Source organism: Pseudomonas syringae (genome assembly GCF_002157375.1).
Classification (GTDB): domain Bacteria; phylum Pseudomonadota; class Gammaproteobacteria; order Pseudomonadales; family Pseudomonadaceae; genus Aquipseudomonas; species Aquipseudomonas syringae_T.
Genome location: NZ_MTSA01000010.1, coordinates 167,421 through 185,014, shown reverse-complemented (window position 1 = coordinate 185,014; position 17,594 = coordinate 167,421). Strand labels below are relative to the sequence as shown.

At 59.1% G+C, this 17,594-nt stretch carries 16 protein-coding genes; 10 read left to right on the top strand and 6 right to left on the bottom strand.

Features of this window, described 5'->3' with window-relative positions; genetic code table 11:
- Positions 1–17: 17 nt before the first annotated feature.
- The 4 genes from BW686_RS14760 to BW686_RS14735 form a co-directional block, all read right to left on the bottom strand.
- Positions 18–428, bottom strand: coding sequence for a DUF1090 domain-containing protein (locus BW686_RS14760; protein WP_084918003.1), 411 nt, complete (start codon positions 426–428; stop codon positions 18–20).
- 54 nt (positions 429–482) lie between these two features.
- The gene (ligB, locus tag BW686_RS14755; RefSeq protein WP_084918000.1) at positions 483–2,165 is read right to left on the bottom strand and encodes an NAD-dependent DNA ligase LigB; all 1,683 of its coding nucleotides are present in this window, start codon (positions 2,163–2,165) and stop codon (positions 483–485) included.
- Between the two features lie 602 nt (positions 2,166–2,767).
- Complete coding sequence (gene metK / locus BW686_RS14740; protein ID WP_002555698.1) at positions 2,768–3,958, bottom strand: methionine adenosyltransferase; 1,191 nt, start codon at positions 3,956–3,958, stop codon at positions 2,768–2,770.
- A gap of 20 nt (positions 3,959–3,978) precedes the next feature.
- Positions 3,979–4,974, bottom strand: coding sequence for an ArsR/SmtB family transcription factor (locus tag BW686_RS14735; protein ID WP_084917995.1), 996 nt, complete (start codon positions 4,972–4,974; stop codon positions 3,979–3,981).
- Positions 4,975–5,235: 261 nt separating this feature from the next.
- On the opposite strand from BW686_RS14735, the gene tkt reads away from it, so the two are divergent.
- The 7 genes from tkt (at position 5,236) to fba (ending at position 11,705) form a co-directional block, all read left to right on the top strand.
- The gene (gene tkt, locus BW686_RS14730) at positions 5,236–7,233 is read left to right on the top strand and encodes a transketolase (RefSeq protein WP_084917993.1); all 1,998 of its coding nucleotides are present in this window, start codon (positions 5,236–5,238) and stop codon (positions 7,231–7,233) included.
- 168 nt (positions 7,234–7,401) lie between these two features.
- The gene (epd, locus tag BW686_RS14725) at positions 7,402–8,445 is read left to right on the top strand and encodes an erythrose-4-phosphate dehydrogenase (protein WP_084917990.1); all 1,044 of its coding nucleotides are present in this window, start codon (positions 7,402–7,404) and stop codon (positions 8,443–8,445) included.
- A gap of 20 nt (positions 8,446–8,465) precedes the next feature.
- Positions 8,466–9,629 (top strand): phosphoglycerate kinase, encoded by a 1,164-nt coding sequence (locus tag BW686_RS14720; protein WP_084917988.1) that lies wholly within the window; start codon positions 8,466–8,468, stop codon positions 9,627–9,629.
- 27 nt (positions 9,630–9,656) lie between these two features.
- A complete protein-coding gene (locus BW686_RS14715) occupies positions 9,657–9,890 on the top strand; it encodes a hypothetical protein (protein WP_084917985.1) in 234 nt (77 codons plus the stop codon).
- Between the two features lie 86 nt (positions 9,891–9,976).
- Positions 9,977–10,174: a hypothetical protein gene (locus BW686_RS14710; RefSeq protein WP_084917982.1), complete on the top strand. Its 198-nt coding sequence runs from the start codon at positions 9,977–9,979 to the stop codon at positions 10,172–10,174.
- Between the two features lie 33 nt (positions 10,175–10,207).
- Complete coding sequence (locus BW686_RS14705; RefSeq protein ID WP_084917979.1) at positions 10,208–10,534, top strand: MliC family protein; 327 nt, start codon at positions 10,208–10,210, stop codon at positions 10,532–10,534.
- A gap of 106 nt (positions 10,535–10,640) precedes the next feature.
- Positions 10,641–11,705, top strand: a complete 1,065-nt coding sequence (gene fba / locus BW686_RS14700) for a class II fructose-bisphosphate aldolase (protein ID WP_084917977.1) — start codon at positions 10,641–10,643, stop codon at positions 11,703–11,705.
- A 961-nt stretch (positions 11,706–12,666) separates the two neighbouring features.
- Here the strand turns inward: fba and BW686_RS14695 are convergent.
- Positions 12,667–13,086, bottom strand: coding sequence for a DUF3010 family protein (locus BW686_RS14695; RefSeq protein ID WP_084917974.1), 420 nt, complete (start codon positions 13,084–13,086; stop codon positions 12,667–12,669).
- A gap of 55 nt (positions 13,087–13,141) precedes the next feature.
- A complete protein-coding gene (locus BW686_RS14690) occupies positions 13,142–13,552 on the bottom strand; it encodes a lysozyme inhibitor LprI family protein (protein WP_084918090.1) in 411 nt (136 codons plus the stop codon).
- 218 nt (positions 13,553–13,770) lie between these two features.
- Between BW686_RS14690 and BW686_RS14685 the strand changes: the two genes are divergently transcribed.
- The 3 genes from BW686_RS14685 to dgcA all read left to right on the top strand — a co-directional run bounded on the left by BW686_RS14685 (position 13,771) and on the right by dgcA (position 17,439).
- Positions 13,771–14,748: a dipeptidase gene (locus tag BW686_RS14685; protein WP_084917971.1), complete on the top strand. Its 978-nt coding sequence runs from the start codon at positions 13,771–13,773 to the stop codon at positions 14,746–14,748.
- Positions 14,749–14,832: 84 nt separating this feature from the next.
- Complete coding sequence (locus tag BW686_RS14680; protein WP_084917969.1) at positions 14,833–15,363, top strand: DUF5943 domain-containing protein; 531 nt, start codon at positions 14,833–14,835, stop codon at positions 15,361–15,363.
- Between the two features lie 15 nt (positions 15,364–15,378).
- Positions 15,379–17,439: a dimethylglycine demethylation protein DgcA gene (gene dgcA / locus BW686_RS14675; protein ID WP_084917967.1), complete on the top strand. Its 2,061-nt coding sequence runs from the start codon at positions 15,379–15,381 to the stop codon at positions 17,437–17,439.
- Positions 17,440–17,594: the final 155 nt, after the last annotated feature.

Below are 17,594 nucleotides of genomic sequence, written 5' to 3'. Positions count from 1 at the left end.
TGTCGCAAGCGTATTTATCAGTCGTCCGGCTGTACTTTTTCCAGATCGGTCTGTGCTTCCTGCAGTTCCTTGCGGGACTCGGCAAGCTTGTCTTTGCGTTTGTTGATCTTCTCCGGATCACCCTTGTCCATGGCCTTGTTCAGGTCGTTCTGACGGCGGCTGACTTCGCGTTTGGCGTCCAGCACCTTTTGCTCGCGCTGTTTGAGCAGCGAGGTTTCCGTGCAGTTGGCATTGACCTCGACCAGCGCTTTCTCCAGTCCGGTCTGCTCGGCCTTGTTGCCCTCGGTCTTGGCGTCCTGAATCTTGCTGCTGATTTCCTGACTTTTGACCAGACACTCGGAAGGCGGTGGTGCCTGTTCGTCAGCCAACAGTGTGGTCGTCAGCAGCGTGCAACTGGTGAAAAGGATCAGTGGTGATAAAAACTTCATATGAACTCCGTTTGAAGATGACGATGCCCGGACGAAAAAATGAAAGTCCGCTACTTAAAAACCTGAAATACCCTGTGCCTTTAATTGCTGGCTCAGGGCGTGTACCTGAGGGTCCTGAAAAAATGCCTTGAGTGTCGCTGCGCGGCCGGGGCCTATACCCGGCTCTGCCTGCCATTGTTCGACACTGCGTGCCGCCAGATCGTCCCAGTTATCCGGCAGTTTCGCGTTCCCTGTCGGCGGCACGCCGATGGCCTTGAGCCATGCCTGAAACGGCCTTTCGCGGGCTGTTTGCAGGCTGGCGAGCAGTTTAGCGCTACTGCGTTCGGCGAAACCGGGAATGTTAGCAAGCTCAGCATGATTCAGCGTCATCCAATCGAGCAAGCCCGAGATTCGGCCGTGTTCAACAAGCTTGTCCCAGACACCCGGACCCACGCCGGGTAACGCCAGACCCTTCTTGCCGCTGAGCCATATCAGCCTGGCGCGAAACTGGCTTTCGCAGCCGGGGGTGGCTTGCCAGCAGCTCAGTTCATGAAAATCACTGGCTTGCGGGATGGTCATTTCTGCCCGTTCGGCGGCGCGGGAGACTACGCCATCGAGCCGTGGAATTGTCAGGCCGGCGAGACTCACGGCTATCTGATCGCCGGGCCTTATATCCAGCGTTTGCCAGCGTTGCAGTGAGCCTGCGCTGATGCGGCTGACAGTGCGGTCGTCGAGCCGTACCGGCGTCAATTCCAGTACCGGGGTGATCCTGCCGCTGCGACCGATATTGAAGTTGACCTTGCGCACTTCGGCCAGGGCCTGGGCGTAGGGGTGTTTCCATGCCGCAATCCAGTAAGGCGCATTGGCCTGCCAGCGCTGTGCAGACGGACGCTGCCCCTGGCGCATGTTCACACCGTCGGTGGCGAACGGCAGCGGGTTGCGATACCAGTGCTTGCGCCACTGGGCAGCCTGCGTGAAATTTTCCAGCGGCTGCGTATAAGCCACGCTGTCGTTGAAACCCAAGGCTTGCAGCCCCTTGAGCCGTTGATTCATTTCACTGGGGCCGGTCGGCCAGTCCCAAACGAACAGGCCGATGGCGTCGGCCTGTTGCGGGGTAATCGTCTGCCGTGCCAGCAGGCCTGCGACCTTGCTGCGGGCGTTGACGCTGCCGGCCGCCGCCTGCACATGATCGGTCAGTCGCCAGTACAGTTCGCCTTGCAGAATCAGGCGCTCAGGCTGGGGCACCTGCTGAGGGATCGCCTTGATCAGCCGAGCCTGAGACGTCCAGTCCTGGCCTTTGAGCCCGTCACCACGACTGATCGCCTGCACGAGCCGGCCTTCGTCATAGACCAGCGTGATGGCAACACCATCGATCTTGGGTTGAATCCAGAGGTCGGTGCGTCCTTTGAGCCAGGCTTTGACGCTGCTTTCGTCCGCCAGTTTGTTAACGCCTGTGTGCGGAACGGGATGTGCCACCGTGCCAGCCGCTGTCTTTAACGGGCTGGCTTCAGGCGTCGACACTGCAAAGCACGAACGCCATGCGCTGAGTTTTTGTCGCGCCTGATCGTAAAGCTCGTCAGGGATTTGCGAAATGCCTTGCCGGTGGTAGCTGTCGTCCCACACGGCGATTCTCTGTTGCAGGGCATTTATTTCGCTGGTTGCTTTGGTCGCAGACCAGTCAGGGCAGGGGGCGGCATGGCCGAGGCCGGGGAGAAGAAACAGAAGGGCGCAAGACATCAGGCGAACGGTGGGCAGCATCGAAGCATCCTTGCTTTAGGGATTGGCCCGATGAGGCTAGCCGCTGGCGATGCGTGTAGAAGGATGGCCTGGTTACCGGGTTTTGCCAGAGCCCTGCGCCGCCGGCTCCAGATCGGACGCAGAGCGTCCAGAAAGGCATGCCGACGCGGAGCGTCGGCACGATAGTTGAGGTTATCGTTCCGTACGCTCCGGCATCGGAATGCAGTTCGTGACGCTCCGCGTCACAATTCCGAACCGCGCCGCACACTCAAGACCGGACGCGGAGCGTCGGCACGATAGTTGAGGTTATCGTTCCGCACGCTCCGGCGTCGGAATGCAGTTCGTGACGCTCCGCGTCACAATTCCGAACCGCGCCGCACACTCAAGACCGGACGCGGAGCGTCGGCACGATAGTTGAGGTTATCGTTCCGCACGCTCCGGCGTCGGAATGCAGTTCGTGACGCTCCGCGTCACAATTCCGAACCGCGCCGCACACTCAAGACCGGACGCGGAGCGTCGGCACGATAGTTGAGATTATCGTTCCGTACGCTCCGGCATCGGCACGATAGATGGCAAAAAAAAGCCCCGAACGACCAGGTCGTCCGGGGCTTCTTTCTGGGGGGTTACAGGCCGGCAGCAGCGCGCAGGGCGTCGGCGCGGTCGGTTTTTTCCCAGGTGAAGGCGGTGAAGGTGTCATCGCCAACGGTCATTTCGACCGGGGTACGGCCGAAGTGGCCGTAGGCCGCAGTGGCCTGGTACATCGGGTGCAGCAGGTCGAGCATGGTGGTGATGGCGTAAGGACGCAGGTCGAAGTTGTCACGGACCAGTTTGATGATCTTGTCGTCGGACAGCTTGCCGGTGCCGAAAGTGTTCAGCGAGATCGACGTCGGCTGAGCGACGCCAATGGCGTAGGACACCTGAATTTCGCAACGCTCGGCCAGACCGGCCGCCACGATATTCTTGGCCACGTAACGACCGGCGTAGGCCGCCGAACGGTCAACCTTCGAGGGATCCTTGCCGGAGAATGCACCGCCACCGTGACGGGCCATGCCGCCGTAGGTGTCCACGATGATCTTGCGGCCGGTCAGGCCACAGTCGCCCACCGGGCCGCCGATGATGAAGTTGCCGGTCGGGTTGATGTGGAACTGGGTGTCTTTGTGCAGCAGGTGCGCAGGGATGACGTGCTTGACGATCAGCTCCATCACGCCTTCGCGCAGGTCTTTATAGGACACATCCGGGTTGTGCTGGGTCGACAGCACGATGGCGTCGACGCCGACCACTTTGCCGTTTTCATAGCGGCACGTGACCTGGGATTTTGCATCCGGGCGCAACCACGGCAGCAGGCCGGATTTGCGGGCTTCAGCCTGACGCTGCACCAACTGGTGAGAGAAGGTGATCGGCGCTGGCATCAGCACGTCGGTTTCGTTGCTGGCGTAGCCGAACATCAGGCCCTGGTCGCCAGCACCCTGATCTTCAGGCTTGCTGCGGTCAACGCCCTGGGCGATGTCCACCGACTGCTTGCCGATGATGTTCATCACACCGCAGGTCGCGCCGTCGAAGCCGACGTCGGAGCTGTTGTAGCCGATGTCGAGGATGACGTTACGCACGATGTCTTCCAGATCGACCCAGGCCGACGTCGACACTTCGCCAGCGATGATTGCCACACCGGTCTTGACCAGTGTTTCGCACGCTACACGGGCGTATTTGTCTTCAGCGATGATGGCGTCCAGAACCGCGTCGGAAATCTGGTCGGCGATCTTGTCCGGATGCCCTTCGGACACGGACTCGGAGGTGAAAAGTGAGTATTCGCTCATCTCTACGGGTTTCCTTCATTTTACCGATGGTGAGTGTCGCCAGCCGGTCGCTGAAAATGGCGAACCTGGATCTGGAAACCATTACGTAAGCCTACATAAAGGCTTTCCCCGGGAACTAGCCCCGCAGCGATGGCCCAATGGGCCAGGTCTTCCTGCTCGAAACCTAACCAGAGATCGCCACAGGCCTCCCTGGCCCAGCTCTGGTCATGACTACACAATTCTGTTACCAGCAAGCTACCGCCGGGTTTTACATGTTCAGCCAATTGCCTCAAGGCTTCGGCCGGTGCCGCAAAATGATGCAGCACCATGTTGAGTACGACGCAATCGGCGCTGACTTTACTGCCGGTCAGTGCATCGGCCAGTCTCAGCTCAACGTTAGCCAGCGCGCGACGCTCGCAGACGCCACGTGCCATGTCCAGCATGACCGGGCTGTTGTCCATCGCAATGACCTGCCCGAAGCGCCGTGCCAGTTCCGGCAGGAAGCCGCCGTCACCGGGGCCTACTTCCAGGGCGGTCGCCTGCGCGCCGAAGCTCAGTTTGTCGAGCAGCGTCAGCAGGCTTTCGCTGTACTGTGCAAGGCCGGCGATCAGGTCCTGCTGGGCGCGAAATTTTTCGGCGGTCCGGGCAAAGAAATCCTGGCTGGCCAGTGCGCGTTGCCGATGGACCAGGCCGATACGCCCCTGAACGTCATCGGGCAGGTCCAGCGTATCGACCTCATCAAGCAATGCCGCGTGCAGCCTGCCACCCGGTAGCGCGGTATGGGGCAGGGCGCGGCGATAGAAAATCGCGTTGCCTTCCCGCCGCGTTGCCACCAGATCAGCCTGCGCCAGGACCTTCAGGTGATGGCTCATGCCTGACTGGCCAATCGCGAAAATCTGCGCCAGTTCGAGCACGCCGAATGAATCGTTGGTCAGTGCGCGCAATACATTCAGCCGTAAAGGATCGCCGCCGGCCTTGCACAGAGCAGAGAGGTCGTCGCATGCATCATGGCGAATGGCAGGTACGCGCAGGTTCATAGGCATCGCAGTCTAGAGAGCGATTCCTGACCCTGCAAGGGCAATATCAAAAAGTTTTGATATTGCCGGCGAGTGACGCTGGTCAACCTTCATGAACTTGTCGTGCGTGCAGGTGATCCAGTCTTTACAGGCTAAATAATGTCCGTTACACAGGAAAAAAGCCTATGGTCGATTATCTGTGATTGCCCCCGGCCTGTCCGTGAGGGAAAATGGCCCTCTTTATTTTCTCAGTCCTATTTCTCAATCCCCAGGAGATCAGCGATGCCAAGCCGTCGTGAGCGTGCCAATGCTATTCGTGCCCTAAGCATGGATGCCGTGCAAAAAGCCAACAGCGGCCATCCGGGTGCCCCGATGGGCATGGCGGATATCGCCGAGGTACTGTGGCGTGATTACCTGAAGCACAACCCGAAGAACCCTTCGTTCGCTGACCGTGACCGCTTCATCATGTCCAACGGTCATGGCTCGATGCTGGTCTATTCGCTGCTGCACCTGACCGGCTACGACCTGTCCATCGACGACCTGAAGAATTTCCGTCAGTTGCACAGCCGTACTCCGGGCCACCCGGAATTCGGTTACACCCCAGGCGTCGAAACCACCACTGGTCCGCTGGGTCAGGGTTTTGCCAACGCCGTCGGCTTTGCCGCTGCCGAGAAAACCCTCGCTGCACAGTTCAACCGTCCAGGCCACACCATTGTTGATCACAATACTTACGTGTTCATGGGTGATGGCTGCATGATGGAAGGCATTTCCCACGAAGTCGCGTCCCTGGCCGGTACGCTGCAACTGGGCAAGCTGATTGCGTTCTACGACGACAACGGCATTTCCATCGACGGCGAAGTCGAGGGCTGGTTCACCGATGACACGCCGAAGCGCTTTGAAGCCTACGGCTGGCTGGTGATCCGCAATGTCGACGGTCACGACCCGGAAGAAATCAAAACGGCCATCGACACGGCTCGCAAGAGCGATCAGCCCACCCTGATCTGCTGCAAGACCACTATCGGTTTCGGTTCGCCGAACAAGCAGGGCAAGGAAGAGTCCCACGGTGCGCCGCTGGGTGCCGACGAAATCGCCCTGACCCGTACGGCACTGAAATGGAACCACGGTCCTTTCGAGATTCCGGCTGATATCTACGCCGAATGGGATGCGAAGGAAAAAGGCCTGGCGGTCGAAGCTGAGTGGGACCAGCGTTTTGCTGCGTACTCTGCCGCGTTTCCGGAGCTGGCCAACGATTTCATCCGTCGCATGAGCGGTCAGCTGCCAGCGGACTTCGCTGAAAAATCGAAGGCCTATGTGGCAGAAGTCAACGCCAAGGGCGAAACCATCGCCAGCCGCAAAGCCAGTCAGAATGCCTTGAGCGCACTCGGCCCGTTGCTGCCTGAAATTCTGGGCGGTTCGGCTGACCTGGCAGGTTCCAACCTGACCATCTGGAAAGGCTGCAAGAGCATCACCGGCGAAGACCCTAACGGCAACTACCTGCATTACGGCGTTCGCGAGTTCGGCATGGCCGCCATGATGAACGGTATCGCTCTGCACGGTGGTTTCGTGCCGTACGGCGCAACCTTCCTGATCTTCATGGAATACGCGCGCAACGCGGTGCGTATGGCCTCGCTGATGAAGAAGCGTGTGATCTATGTGTTCACCCACGACTCCATCGGTCTGGGCGAAGACGGCCCGACGCACCAGCCGATCGAGCAATTGACCAGCCTGCGCACCACGCCGAATCTGGACACCTGGCGCCCGGCAGATGCCGTCGAGTCGGCGGTGGCCTGGAAATACGCGCTTGAGCGCAACGACGGTCCTTCGGCGCTGATCTTCTCCCGCCAGAACCTGACCCATCAGGCGCGTGACGAGCAGCAACTGGATGCAATCACCCGTGGTGGTTACGTGTTGCGCGATTGCGCTGCAGAGCCCGAACTGATCCTGATCGCTACCGGTTCGGAAGTCGGTCTGGCCGTCGAGGCGTACGACAAGCTGACCGCTCAGGGTCGCAACGTCCGTGTCGTTTCCATGCCCTGCACCAGCGTCTTCGAAGCCCAGGATGCGGGCTACAAGCAATCCGTTCTGCCACTTCAGGTCAGCGCGCGTATCGCTATCGAGGCCGCTCATGCGGACTACTGGTACAAATACGTCGGCCTGGAAGGTCGCGTGATCGGCATGACCACCTTCGGCGAGTCGGCCCCGGCGCCTGCCCTGTTCGAAGAGTTCGGTTTCACGCTGGAAAACGTCCTGAGCATTGCTGAAGAGCTGCTGGAAGACTGATCAGCTGCTTGATACTGATGTTGTAGGAGCGGACTTGTCCGCGAAGAGGGCATTGCGGTGAATCATATATTCCGCAGTGCTCCATTCGCGGACAAGTCCGCTCCCACATATTCATCACCATACCTATCGAGCTTTACGCAATCTGATCCATCCCTTGGCGAAAACTCCATGTCTCAGCCCCGCCCTTATAAAGTTGCTCTGAACGGCTACGGTCGTATCGGTCGTTGCGTTGTTCGTGCGCTGTGCGAGCGGGGGGCGAAGGCCGGGTTTGAAGTGGTTGCCATTAACGATCTGGCCGACATGGCCAGCCTCGAATACCTCACGCGCTTTGACTCTACCCACGGCCGGTTTCCTGGCGAGGTGCGAGTCGAAGGGCAATACCTGCACATCAATGATCACCGCATCAGGGTCTCGCGCAGCCCGACGCCGGAAGGTGTCGACTGGGCCGGTCTGGAAGTCGATCTGGTGCTGGAGTGTTCAGGTGTCTACAACACCCGGGAAGACGGCCAGCGTTTTCTGAACGCCGGTGCGCCGCGTGTGCTGTTTTCCCAGCCGATGGCCAGTGAGCGCGATGTCGACGCCACCGTGGTGTTCGGCATCAACCAGCACAGGCTGACCGGGCGCGAGTTGCTGGTGTCGGCGGCGTCCTGCACCACCAACTGCAGCGTGCCGCTGTTGCGGTTGCTGGATCAGGCCATTGGTCTTGAATACATCACCATCACCACGATTCACTCGGCGATGAATGATCAGCCGGTGATCGACGCTTATCACCATGAGGATCTGCGCCGCACCCGCTCGGCTTTCCAGTCGATCATTCCGGTGTCCACCGGTCTGGCCCGAGGAATCGAACGGCTGCTTCCGGAACTTGCCGGCCGAATTCAGGCCAAAGCTGTTCGTGTGCCGACCGTCAATGTGTCGTGTCTGGACATGACGCTGCAGATGTCGCGCGACACGGACGCCGTGGAGATCAACCGTCTTTTGCGTGAGGCCGCCACTCTCGGCCCGCTCAAAGGCTTGCTGGCTTACACTGAGCTGCCGCACGCCAGCTGCGATTTCAACCATGACCCGCATTCGGCCATTGTCGATGCGAGTCAGACCCGCGTTTCCGGCCCGAGGCTTGTCAATGTGCTGGCCTGGTTCGATAACGAGTGGGGTTTTGCAAACCGAATGCTCGACGTCGCTGATCATTTTCTGCGCGTCGCTGACCAATAACAGTAAAAACAGGAATGCTCATGACCGTGTTGAAGATGACCGACCTCGATCTGCAGGGTAAACGTGTACTGATCCGCGAAGACCTCAATGTCCCGGTCAAGGACGGCGTTGTCAGCAGTGACGCACGTATCCTTGCATCGCTGCCGACCATCAGGCTGGCCCTGGAAAAAGGTGCTGCGGTCATGGTCTGCTCGCACCTGGGTCGTCCGACCGAGGGTGAGTTTTCTGCTGAAAACAGCCTTAAACCGGTGGCTGACTACCTGAGCAAGGCACTGGGTCGTGACGTTCCGCTGGTGGCTGATTATCTGGACGGCGTTGACGTCAAGCCTGGTGATGTCGTGTTGTTCGAGAACGTTCGCTTCAACAAGGGCGAGAAAAAGAACGCCGACGAGCTGGCGCAAAAGTACGCGGCGCTGTGCGATGTGTTCGTGATGGACGCTTTCGGCACCGCTCACCGCGCAGAGGGTTCGACCCACGGCGTGGCAAAGTTCGCCAAGGTGGCAGCGGCAGGCCCATTGCTGGCCGCCGAACTGGACGCGCTGGGCAAGGCTCTGGGTGCGCCGGCACAACCGATGGCCGCCATCGTGGCTGGCTCCAAGGTGTCCACCAAGCTTGACGTACTCAACAGCCTGAGCGCGATCTGCGATCAGTTGATTGTCGGCGGCGGCATTGCCAATACCTTTCTGGCTGCGGCCGGTCACAAGGTGGGCAAATCGCTGTACGAGCCTGATCTGCTCGACACCGCTCGCGCCATCGCCGCCAAGGTCAGCGTGCCTTTGCCGACCGATGTCGTGGTTGCCAAGGAATTCGCTGAAAGCGCCACTGCGACCGTCAAACTGATTGCCGACGTTGCTGATGACGACATGATTCTGGACATCGGCCCGCAGACGGCTGCGCACTTTGCCGAATTGTTGAAATCTTCGGGGACTATCCTGTGGAACGGTCCGGTCGGCGTGTTTGAATTCGACCAGTTTGGCGAAGGCACCAAGACGCTGGCCAAGGCCATTGCCGAAAGCAAGGCGTTCTCCATTGCCGGTGGGGGTGACACGCTGGCGGCTATCGACAAGTACGGTGTGGCCGAACAGATTTCCTATATCTCGACCGGTGGCGGCGCGTTCCTCGAATTCGTGGAAGGCAAGGTTCTGCCTGCGGTTGAAATGCTCGAACAACGTGCCAAGGCCTGAATAATGCCCTTGGACAAGGAGTGGTCAATGGTCAGGGCGTTACCGTGGTTTCTTGTTGCAGGTTTGCTGGCCGGTTGCGCAGGCAAACCAGTGGCGGAAGAAGTGGAGGGTGACTCCCCGACCCAGCCGCTCCAGTTGAGCTGTTATCAGGCGGGCTGGCAGGCCGAGACAGTGCCGGTGATCTATAAGCGTGGCGGTCAGGAAGTGTGGGATCGGTATGAATTCATGCCCAGAGCCACAGGCAACATTGGTTGCCTGTAGCGGGGGCCTGAAACCTGCCTGGCAACATTGACGGGCTTCAGCGGTCTTTATTGAGTGGATGTTTTTTCCGAGGAAGGAGTTTCACCATGAAGATCGCTGCCCTGGCGCTGATAAGCGTTGTTGCACTGGCTGGCTGTACCGGTTCTGGCTCGCACGCCAAGACATGCCAACTATTCAGCCCGGCCCCTGTGAATGTGCCTACGACCGAGAATACTCAACGGGTCGAGGCGCACGTTACGGGTGAACCGGCCGACGACAGTAAACAGGAACAGAACTGCCCCTGATATTCCGGTTCGGCAGGGCAGGCAGGAGACGTGATGAAAGGCTTGTTTGCCCTTGTGGCTTTGGCAGCGCTCGGCGGTTGTTCGAGCATGGGCACCCCGCAGCAGAATGATCCATGGAATCGCTGGGTTTGCGACAGCAACGCAGAGGTTCACTGGCGCTACATCGACTCGTCACAAAAGGAAGTCGATGTCCGTCTGAATCAGAGCGATCAGGTCTTCAGGCTCAAGGCTGAACCCGGCGCTGCCAGCGGAACGCTTTACAGCAACAACGTGTTGGCATTCGTCAACAAGGGTAGCGAAGGCCTGGTCTACTGGGACGCTACCAACGATCTGATCGGTCGCGGCTGCAAGGCCAGATAACTCGGATCACACGCATGGCCTTCATGGCCGATGCTTATAACTTGAATAGCAGCCGCCACTACGGCAGGCTTGCACGATAACGACCCTACCGGGAGAGAGACAGACAATGGCACTTATCAGCATGCGCCAGATGTTGGACCACGCAGCCGAATTCGGCTATGGCGTTCCAGCTTTCAACGTAAATAACCTGGAACAGATGCGCGCCATTATGGAAGCGGCCGACAAGACCGACTCCCCGGTGATCGTTCAGGCTTCGGCGGGTGCCCGCAAATACGCCGGTGCTCCGTTTCTGCGTCACTTGATCCTCGCGGCCATCGAAGAATTCCCGCACATCCCGGTGGTCATGCACCAGGACCACGGCACCAGCCCGGACATCTGCCAGCGCTCGATTCAATTGGGCTTCAGCTCGGTGATGATGGACGGCTCGCTGCGCGAAGATGGCAAGTCGCCAGCTGATTACGATTACAACGTCGACGTGACCCGCCGCGTTGTGGCCTTCGCTCACGCTTGCGGCGTTTCCGTGGAAGGTGAGCTGGGCGTGCTGGGTTCGCTGGAAACCGGTATGGCCGGTGAAGAAGACGGCGTTGGCGCTGAAGGCGTTCTGGATCACAGCCAGATGCTGACTGACCCGGAAGAAGCGGCTGACTTCGTCAAGCGCACCCAGGTTGACGCACTGGCCATCGCCATCGGCACCAGCCACGGCGCTTACAAGTTCACCAAGCCGCCTACCGGTGACATCCTGGCGATCGAGCGGATCAAAGAGATCCACAAGCGCATCCCGAACACTCACCTGGTGATGCACGGTTCTTCGTCGGTCCCACAGGAATGGCTGAAGATCATCAACGAGTTCGGCGGCGACATCAAAGAAACCTACGGCGTGCCGGTCGAAGAAATCGTTGAAGGCATCAAGCACGGCGTGCGCAAGGTCAACATCGACACTGACCTGCGCCTGGCGTCTACCGGTGCCATCCGCGAATTCATGGCCAAGAACCCAAGCGAGTTTGACCCGCGCAAGTACCTGGCCAAGACGGTTGTGGCCATGCGTGACGTGTGCATCGCGCGTTACGAAGCCTTCGGCACCGCTGGCAACGCCTCGAAGATCAAACCGATCTCTCTGGACGCCATGTTCGAACGCTACGCCCGTGGCGAACTGGATGCCAAGGTCAACTGAGTTGACTGAGCATTGAAAAAACCCGCAGAAATGCGGGTTTTTTTATGTCGGGTTAGACGTGGTTGTGTGGCAGATTGTCTCCATGCTTCTGCCCGAAGGGCGTGGGAGCGAAACTGTTCGCGAAGACGATGTTTCAGTCGATGCATTTTCGGCGACTATACGAGCCCTTTCGCGAACAAGTTCGCTCCCACGGCCTTCGGCCAGAATCAAAAGCAGACTTGTGTAACGCTAAGTGCTGTGGCGTGCGGAACGATAATCCGGCTATCCTGCGACGCTCTGCATCCGGCGTGGGAGCGAACTTGTTCGCGAAGACGATGTTTCAGTCGATGCATTTTCGGCGATTATACGAGCCCTTTCGCGAACAAGTTCGCTCCCACGGCCTTCGGCCAGAATCAAAAGCAGACTTGTGTAACGCTAAGCGCTGTGGCGTGCGGAACGATAACCCCGGCTATCCTGCGATGCTCTGCGTCCGGCGTGGGAGCGAACAAGTTCGCTCCAAGGGCCTTTGGCCAGAATCAAAAGCAGGCTTGTGTAACGTTAAGGGCTGGGGCGTGCGGAGCGATAATCCCGGCTATCCTGCGACGCTCTGCATCCGGCGTGGGAGCGAACTTGTTCGCGAAGACGATGTTTCAGTCGATGCATTTTCGGCGATTATACGAGCCCTTTCGCGAACAAGTTCGCTCCCACGGCCTTCGGCCAGAATCAAAAGCAGACTTGTGTAACGCTAAGCGCTGGGGCGAGCGGAACGATAATCCCGACTCGGCGTGGGAGCGAACTTGTTCGCGAAGACAATGTTTCAGTCGATGCATTTTCGGCGATTCTACAAGCCCTTTCGCGAACAAGTTCGCTCCCACGGCCTTCGGCCAGAATCAAAAGCAGACTTGTGTAACGCTAAGCGCTGGGGCGTGCGGAACGATAATCCCGGCTATCCTGCGACGCTCTGCGTTCGCTCTTGGGGTGTTTAAACGCTTTTCATCAGCCCCGCACACGCCGCCTTGTACGCTTCGTGCTGATATTTGTTCAGCGTGTCGGGCAGGGCGAAGTTGTGTTTCTTGTTCTGCGCGTTGATGGTCTGCGGCGAGATCAGCAGCACTTCGCAATCGGACATCATCTGAAAGATGGTTTCGATCTTGAACGTGGTCGGGCCACCCGCAAATTCACCTTTTTTACTGCGTTTCTTGATGACGACATGGCTGACGCCGTTTTCGCGCACGAAACTGGCGAGCTGCGAGGCGAAGGCTTTGACGTTACCGGCTTCGTCATCGTCCTCCAGCGCAAGCTTCTTCGTGGCGAGCGGCAAATGCCCGGTATCGCCGGCCTGTCGGGTGGCGAGGGCGAAGATGGCTTCACTGCCTTTGATTTCTACACCGCAAATAATCATGAGAAAACCTGATGAGCTTGTTCATATAAAGAAACAGGTTATCTCATCGTAGCCGTTATTCCTGCGCAATCGACTCCAGGTACTCCGAACGCTCGTCGCTCATGCGCGCGATGCAGTCGTTTTCACTGATAGTGAACGCCTCGCTGCCTGCTGCAGAAGGGAATACCTCAACCGCGCAATCGGCGTCACGCAGCTTTTCCCACGCTTGCTGAGCGGTCTTGAGTTTGCTCGTAAAATCGTTGAACTGCGTCTTGTTGGCGACAAACTGGGATTGAACGCGCTTGAGCAGGTTGTTGAAGTTTTCCTTGAGCAACTGTTCAGCGGTGGTGCGGCTATAAAACGAGCAATCCCGCGTCTGCTTGTCGTCTTCAACACCGTCGCACGGCGAGGCATCAGGGTTCTGAGCCGCCTGTACGCCTGTCACAGCCGTCGCCGTCAGGGCCAGGGTCAGCAAAAACGTTTTCATCGAGTCGCTCCGATCCATTGATACGCCTGATTCTGTCTCAAGCGCGAGACAATGAACAGGTTTACGACAGCCCCCGATGAAGTGATGTCGCCTCTTGACGCTTTCGGCAAACCCCCTGTCGTTTTTGCACCCGGTTCAGAGGACCCTCCGGCATATGCTGACCTCATTAGCGCCGACAGCCGATTCGGTGCGCCGGAACCAAAAAAGGGGACAGCCTGATGAGCCCAGCCGAACTGCACGCCGACAGCATCGTTATTGACGGGCTGATCATCGCCAAGTGGAATCGCGAGTTGTTTGAAGACATGCGCAAGGGCGGCCTGACCATGGCCAACTGCACCGTGTCAGTATGGGAAGGCTTTCAGGCCACCATCAACAGCATCTGCACCAGCCAGAAACTGATGCGCGAGAACAGCGATCTGGTCATGCCGGTGCAGACCACCGCCGATATCCGCAAGGCCAAGGAGCTGGGCAAGACCGGCATCCTGTTCGGCTTTCAGAACGCGCATGCCTACGAAGACCAGATCGGTTACGTCGAGGTCTTCAAGAAGCTCGGCGTCGGCATCGTGCAGATGTGCTACAACACCCAGAACCTGGTCGGCACCGGCTGTTACGAACGCGACGGCGGGCTGTCGGGTTTCGGGCGTGAAATCGTCACTGAAATGAACCGTGTCGGGGTGATGTGCGACCTGTCTCACGTGGGGTCGAAAACCTCGGAAGAAGTCATTCTCGAATCGAAAAAGCCGGTCTGCTATTCCCACTGCCTGCCGTCCGGCCTCAAAGAACACCCGCGCAACAAATCCGACGCAGAACTGAAGTTCATTGCCGATCACGGCGGCTTCGTGGGTGTGACCATGTTCGCGCCGTTTCTGGCCAAGGGCATCGAGTCGACCATCGACGACTACGCCGAAGCCATCGAATACGTGATGAACATCGTCGGCGAAGACGCCATCGGTATCGGCACCGATTTTACCCAAGGCCACGGTCAGGACTTCTTCGAATACCTGACCCACGACAAGGGTTACGCCCGCCGGCTGACCAACTTTGGCAAGATCATCAACCCACTGGGTATCCGTACCGTGGGCGAGTTTCCCAACCTGACCGAAACCTTGCTCAAGCGCGGCCATTCCGAGCGCGTGGTGCGCAAGATCATGGGTGAGAACTGGGTCAACGTTCTGGCTGATGTCTGGGGCGAGTAGCCCGCCAGCCCTACCTTATCGAATTGAACGCCCGCAGCCCTGACAGCGGTGGGCGTAACCCGAATCATCTGGAGTTTGACCCCCATGGCTAAAATCGCCCCGCAACTGCCCATCGAAGTCGACAGCGAAACTGGCGTCTGGACCTCCGATGCGTTGCCGATGCTCTACGTGCCTCGGCACTTTTTCGTCAACAACCACATGGGGATCGAGGAAGTGCTGGGCGCTGACGCCTACGCCGACATTCTCTACAAGGCGGGTTACAAATCCGCTTGGCACTGGTGTGAAAAAGAAGCCGAATGCCACGGCCTGGAGGGCGTTGCGGTGTTCGAACACTACATGAAGCGTCTGTCCCAGCGTGGGTGGGGGCTGTTCAAGATTCAGGACATCGATATCGAAAAAGGCACCGCCAGCATCAAGCTTGAGCATTCCTGCTTCGTGTACGTCTACGGCAAGGTCGGGCGCAAGGTCGACTACATGTTCACCGGCTGGTTTGCCGGTGCGATGGACCAGATACTCGCCGCCAGCGGCAGCTCGATCCGTACCGTCGCCGAGCAGGTTTACGGCGGCTCCGAAGAAGGTCACGACGACGGACTGTTTGTCGTCAAGCCGCTGTAAGTCGAGGATCGCGTTATGGCTTTTGAAGCGATGTTCCAGCCGATCCAGATTGGCAAACTGACGATCCGCAACCGCGTGCTCAGCACCGCGCACGCCGAGGTGTATGCCACCGACGGCGGCATGACCACTGACCGTTACGTGAAGTATTACGAAGAGAAGGCCAAGGGCGGCATCGGTCTGGCCATCTGCGGCGGCTCGTCCAGTGTGGCCATCGACAGCCCGCAAGGCTGGTGGAAGTCGGTCAACCTGGCGACCGACCGGATTATCCCGCACTTTCAGAACCTCGCCGACGCCATGCACAAGCACGGCGCCAAGATCATGATCCAGATTACCCACATGGGCCGACGCTCGCGCTGGGACGGTGATCACTGGCCGACGCTGATGTCGCCGTCGGGCATTCGCGAACCGGTCCACCGGGCGACCTGCAAGACCATCGAGCCAGAGGAAATCTGGCGTGTGATCGGTAACTACGCCAGCGCGGCGGCGCGCGCCAAGGCCGGCGGGCTGGACGGGGTCGAGCTGTCGGCGGTGCATCAGCACATGATCGACCAGTTCTGGAGCCCGCGGGTCAACAAGCGTACCGATGAGTGGGGCGGCAGTTTCGAAAACCGCATGCGCTTCGGTCTGGAGGTCATCAAGGCGGTGCGCAAGGAAGTCGGACCTGACTTTTGTGTGGGGCTGCGCATCTGCGGTGACGAGTTTCATCCCGACGGCCTGAGCCACGAGGACATGAAGCAGATTGCCAAGTATTACGACGACACCGGCATGATCGACTTCCTCGGTGTGGTGGGTTCGGGCTGTGACACCCACAACACCCTGGCCAACGTCATCCCGAACATGAGTTATCCACCGGAGCCGTTTCTGCATCTGGCGGCCGGCATCAAGGAAGTGGTCAAGTCGCCGGTCCTGCATGCGCAGAACATCAAGGACCCGAACCAGGCAACGCGGATTCTGGAAGGCGGCTACGTCGACATGGTCGGCATGACCCGCGCACACATCGCCGACCCGCACCTGATCGCCAAGATCAAGATGGGTCAGATCGATCAGATCAAACAGTGCGTCGGCGCCAACTACTGCATCGACCGTCAGTATCAAGGGCTGGATGTGCTGTGCATCCAGAACGCCGCCACGTCCCGCGAATACATGGGCGTGCCGCACATCATCGAAAAATCCGCCGGGCCGAAACGCAAGGTGGTGGTGGTCGGTGCCGGCCCTGCCGGGATGGAAGCGGCGCGGGTGTCTGCCGAGCGAGGCCACGACGTGACGCTGTTCGAAAAGAAGGCGTTTATCGGCGGGCAGATCACTACCGCGTCGAAGGCACCGCAGCGTGACCAGATCGCCGGCATCACGCGCTGGTTCCAGCTGGAACTGGCGCGCCTGAACGTCGATCTGCGGCTGGGCACTGCGGCCGATGCGGCCACCATCCTCGACTTGCGCCCGGACATCGTGGTGCTGGCGGTGGGCGGTCATCCGTTTCTGGAGCAGAACGAACACTGGGGCGCGGCAGAGGGGCTGGTGGTCAGCAGTTGGGACGTGCTGGACGGCAAGGTCGCGCCGGGCAAGAACGTGCTGGTCTACGACACCATCTGCGAGTTCACCGGCATGTCGGTGGCCGACTTCCTGGCCGACAAGGGCAGCCAGGTCGAAATTGTTACCGATGACATCAAGCCGGGTGTCGCCATTGGCGGCACCTCGTTCCCGACCTACTACCGCAGCATGTACCCCAAAGAAGTAATCATGACCGGCGACATGATGCTGGAAAAGGTCTATCGCGAGGGCGACAAGCTGGTCGCCGTACTGGAAAACGAATACACCGGCGCCAAGGAAGAACGTGTGGTGGATCAGGTGGTGGTGGAAAACGGCGTGCGCCCGGACGAAGCGATTTATTACGCGCTCAAGGAAGGCTCACGCAACAAGGGTCAGATTGATATCGACGCATTGTTCGCCATTCAGCCACAGCCTTCGTTGAGCCAGCCCGGTGACGGTTACCTGCTGTTTCGTATCGGCGACTGTGTGGCGCAACGCAATACCCATGCGGCGATCTATGACGGCTTGCGGCTGTGCAAGGATTTTTGAGTCTCGCCTGCTTTTGATTCTGGCCGCAGGCCGTGGGAGCGGACGTGTCCGCGAATGCAGTGGATCCGCCAGCACACCGGTTGATCCGCTGCTTTCACGAGCAAGCGAGGCGTCATATGGCTCGTTCCCGCAAGGCGTCCAGATAAGTTGGCCTA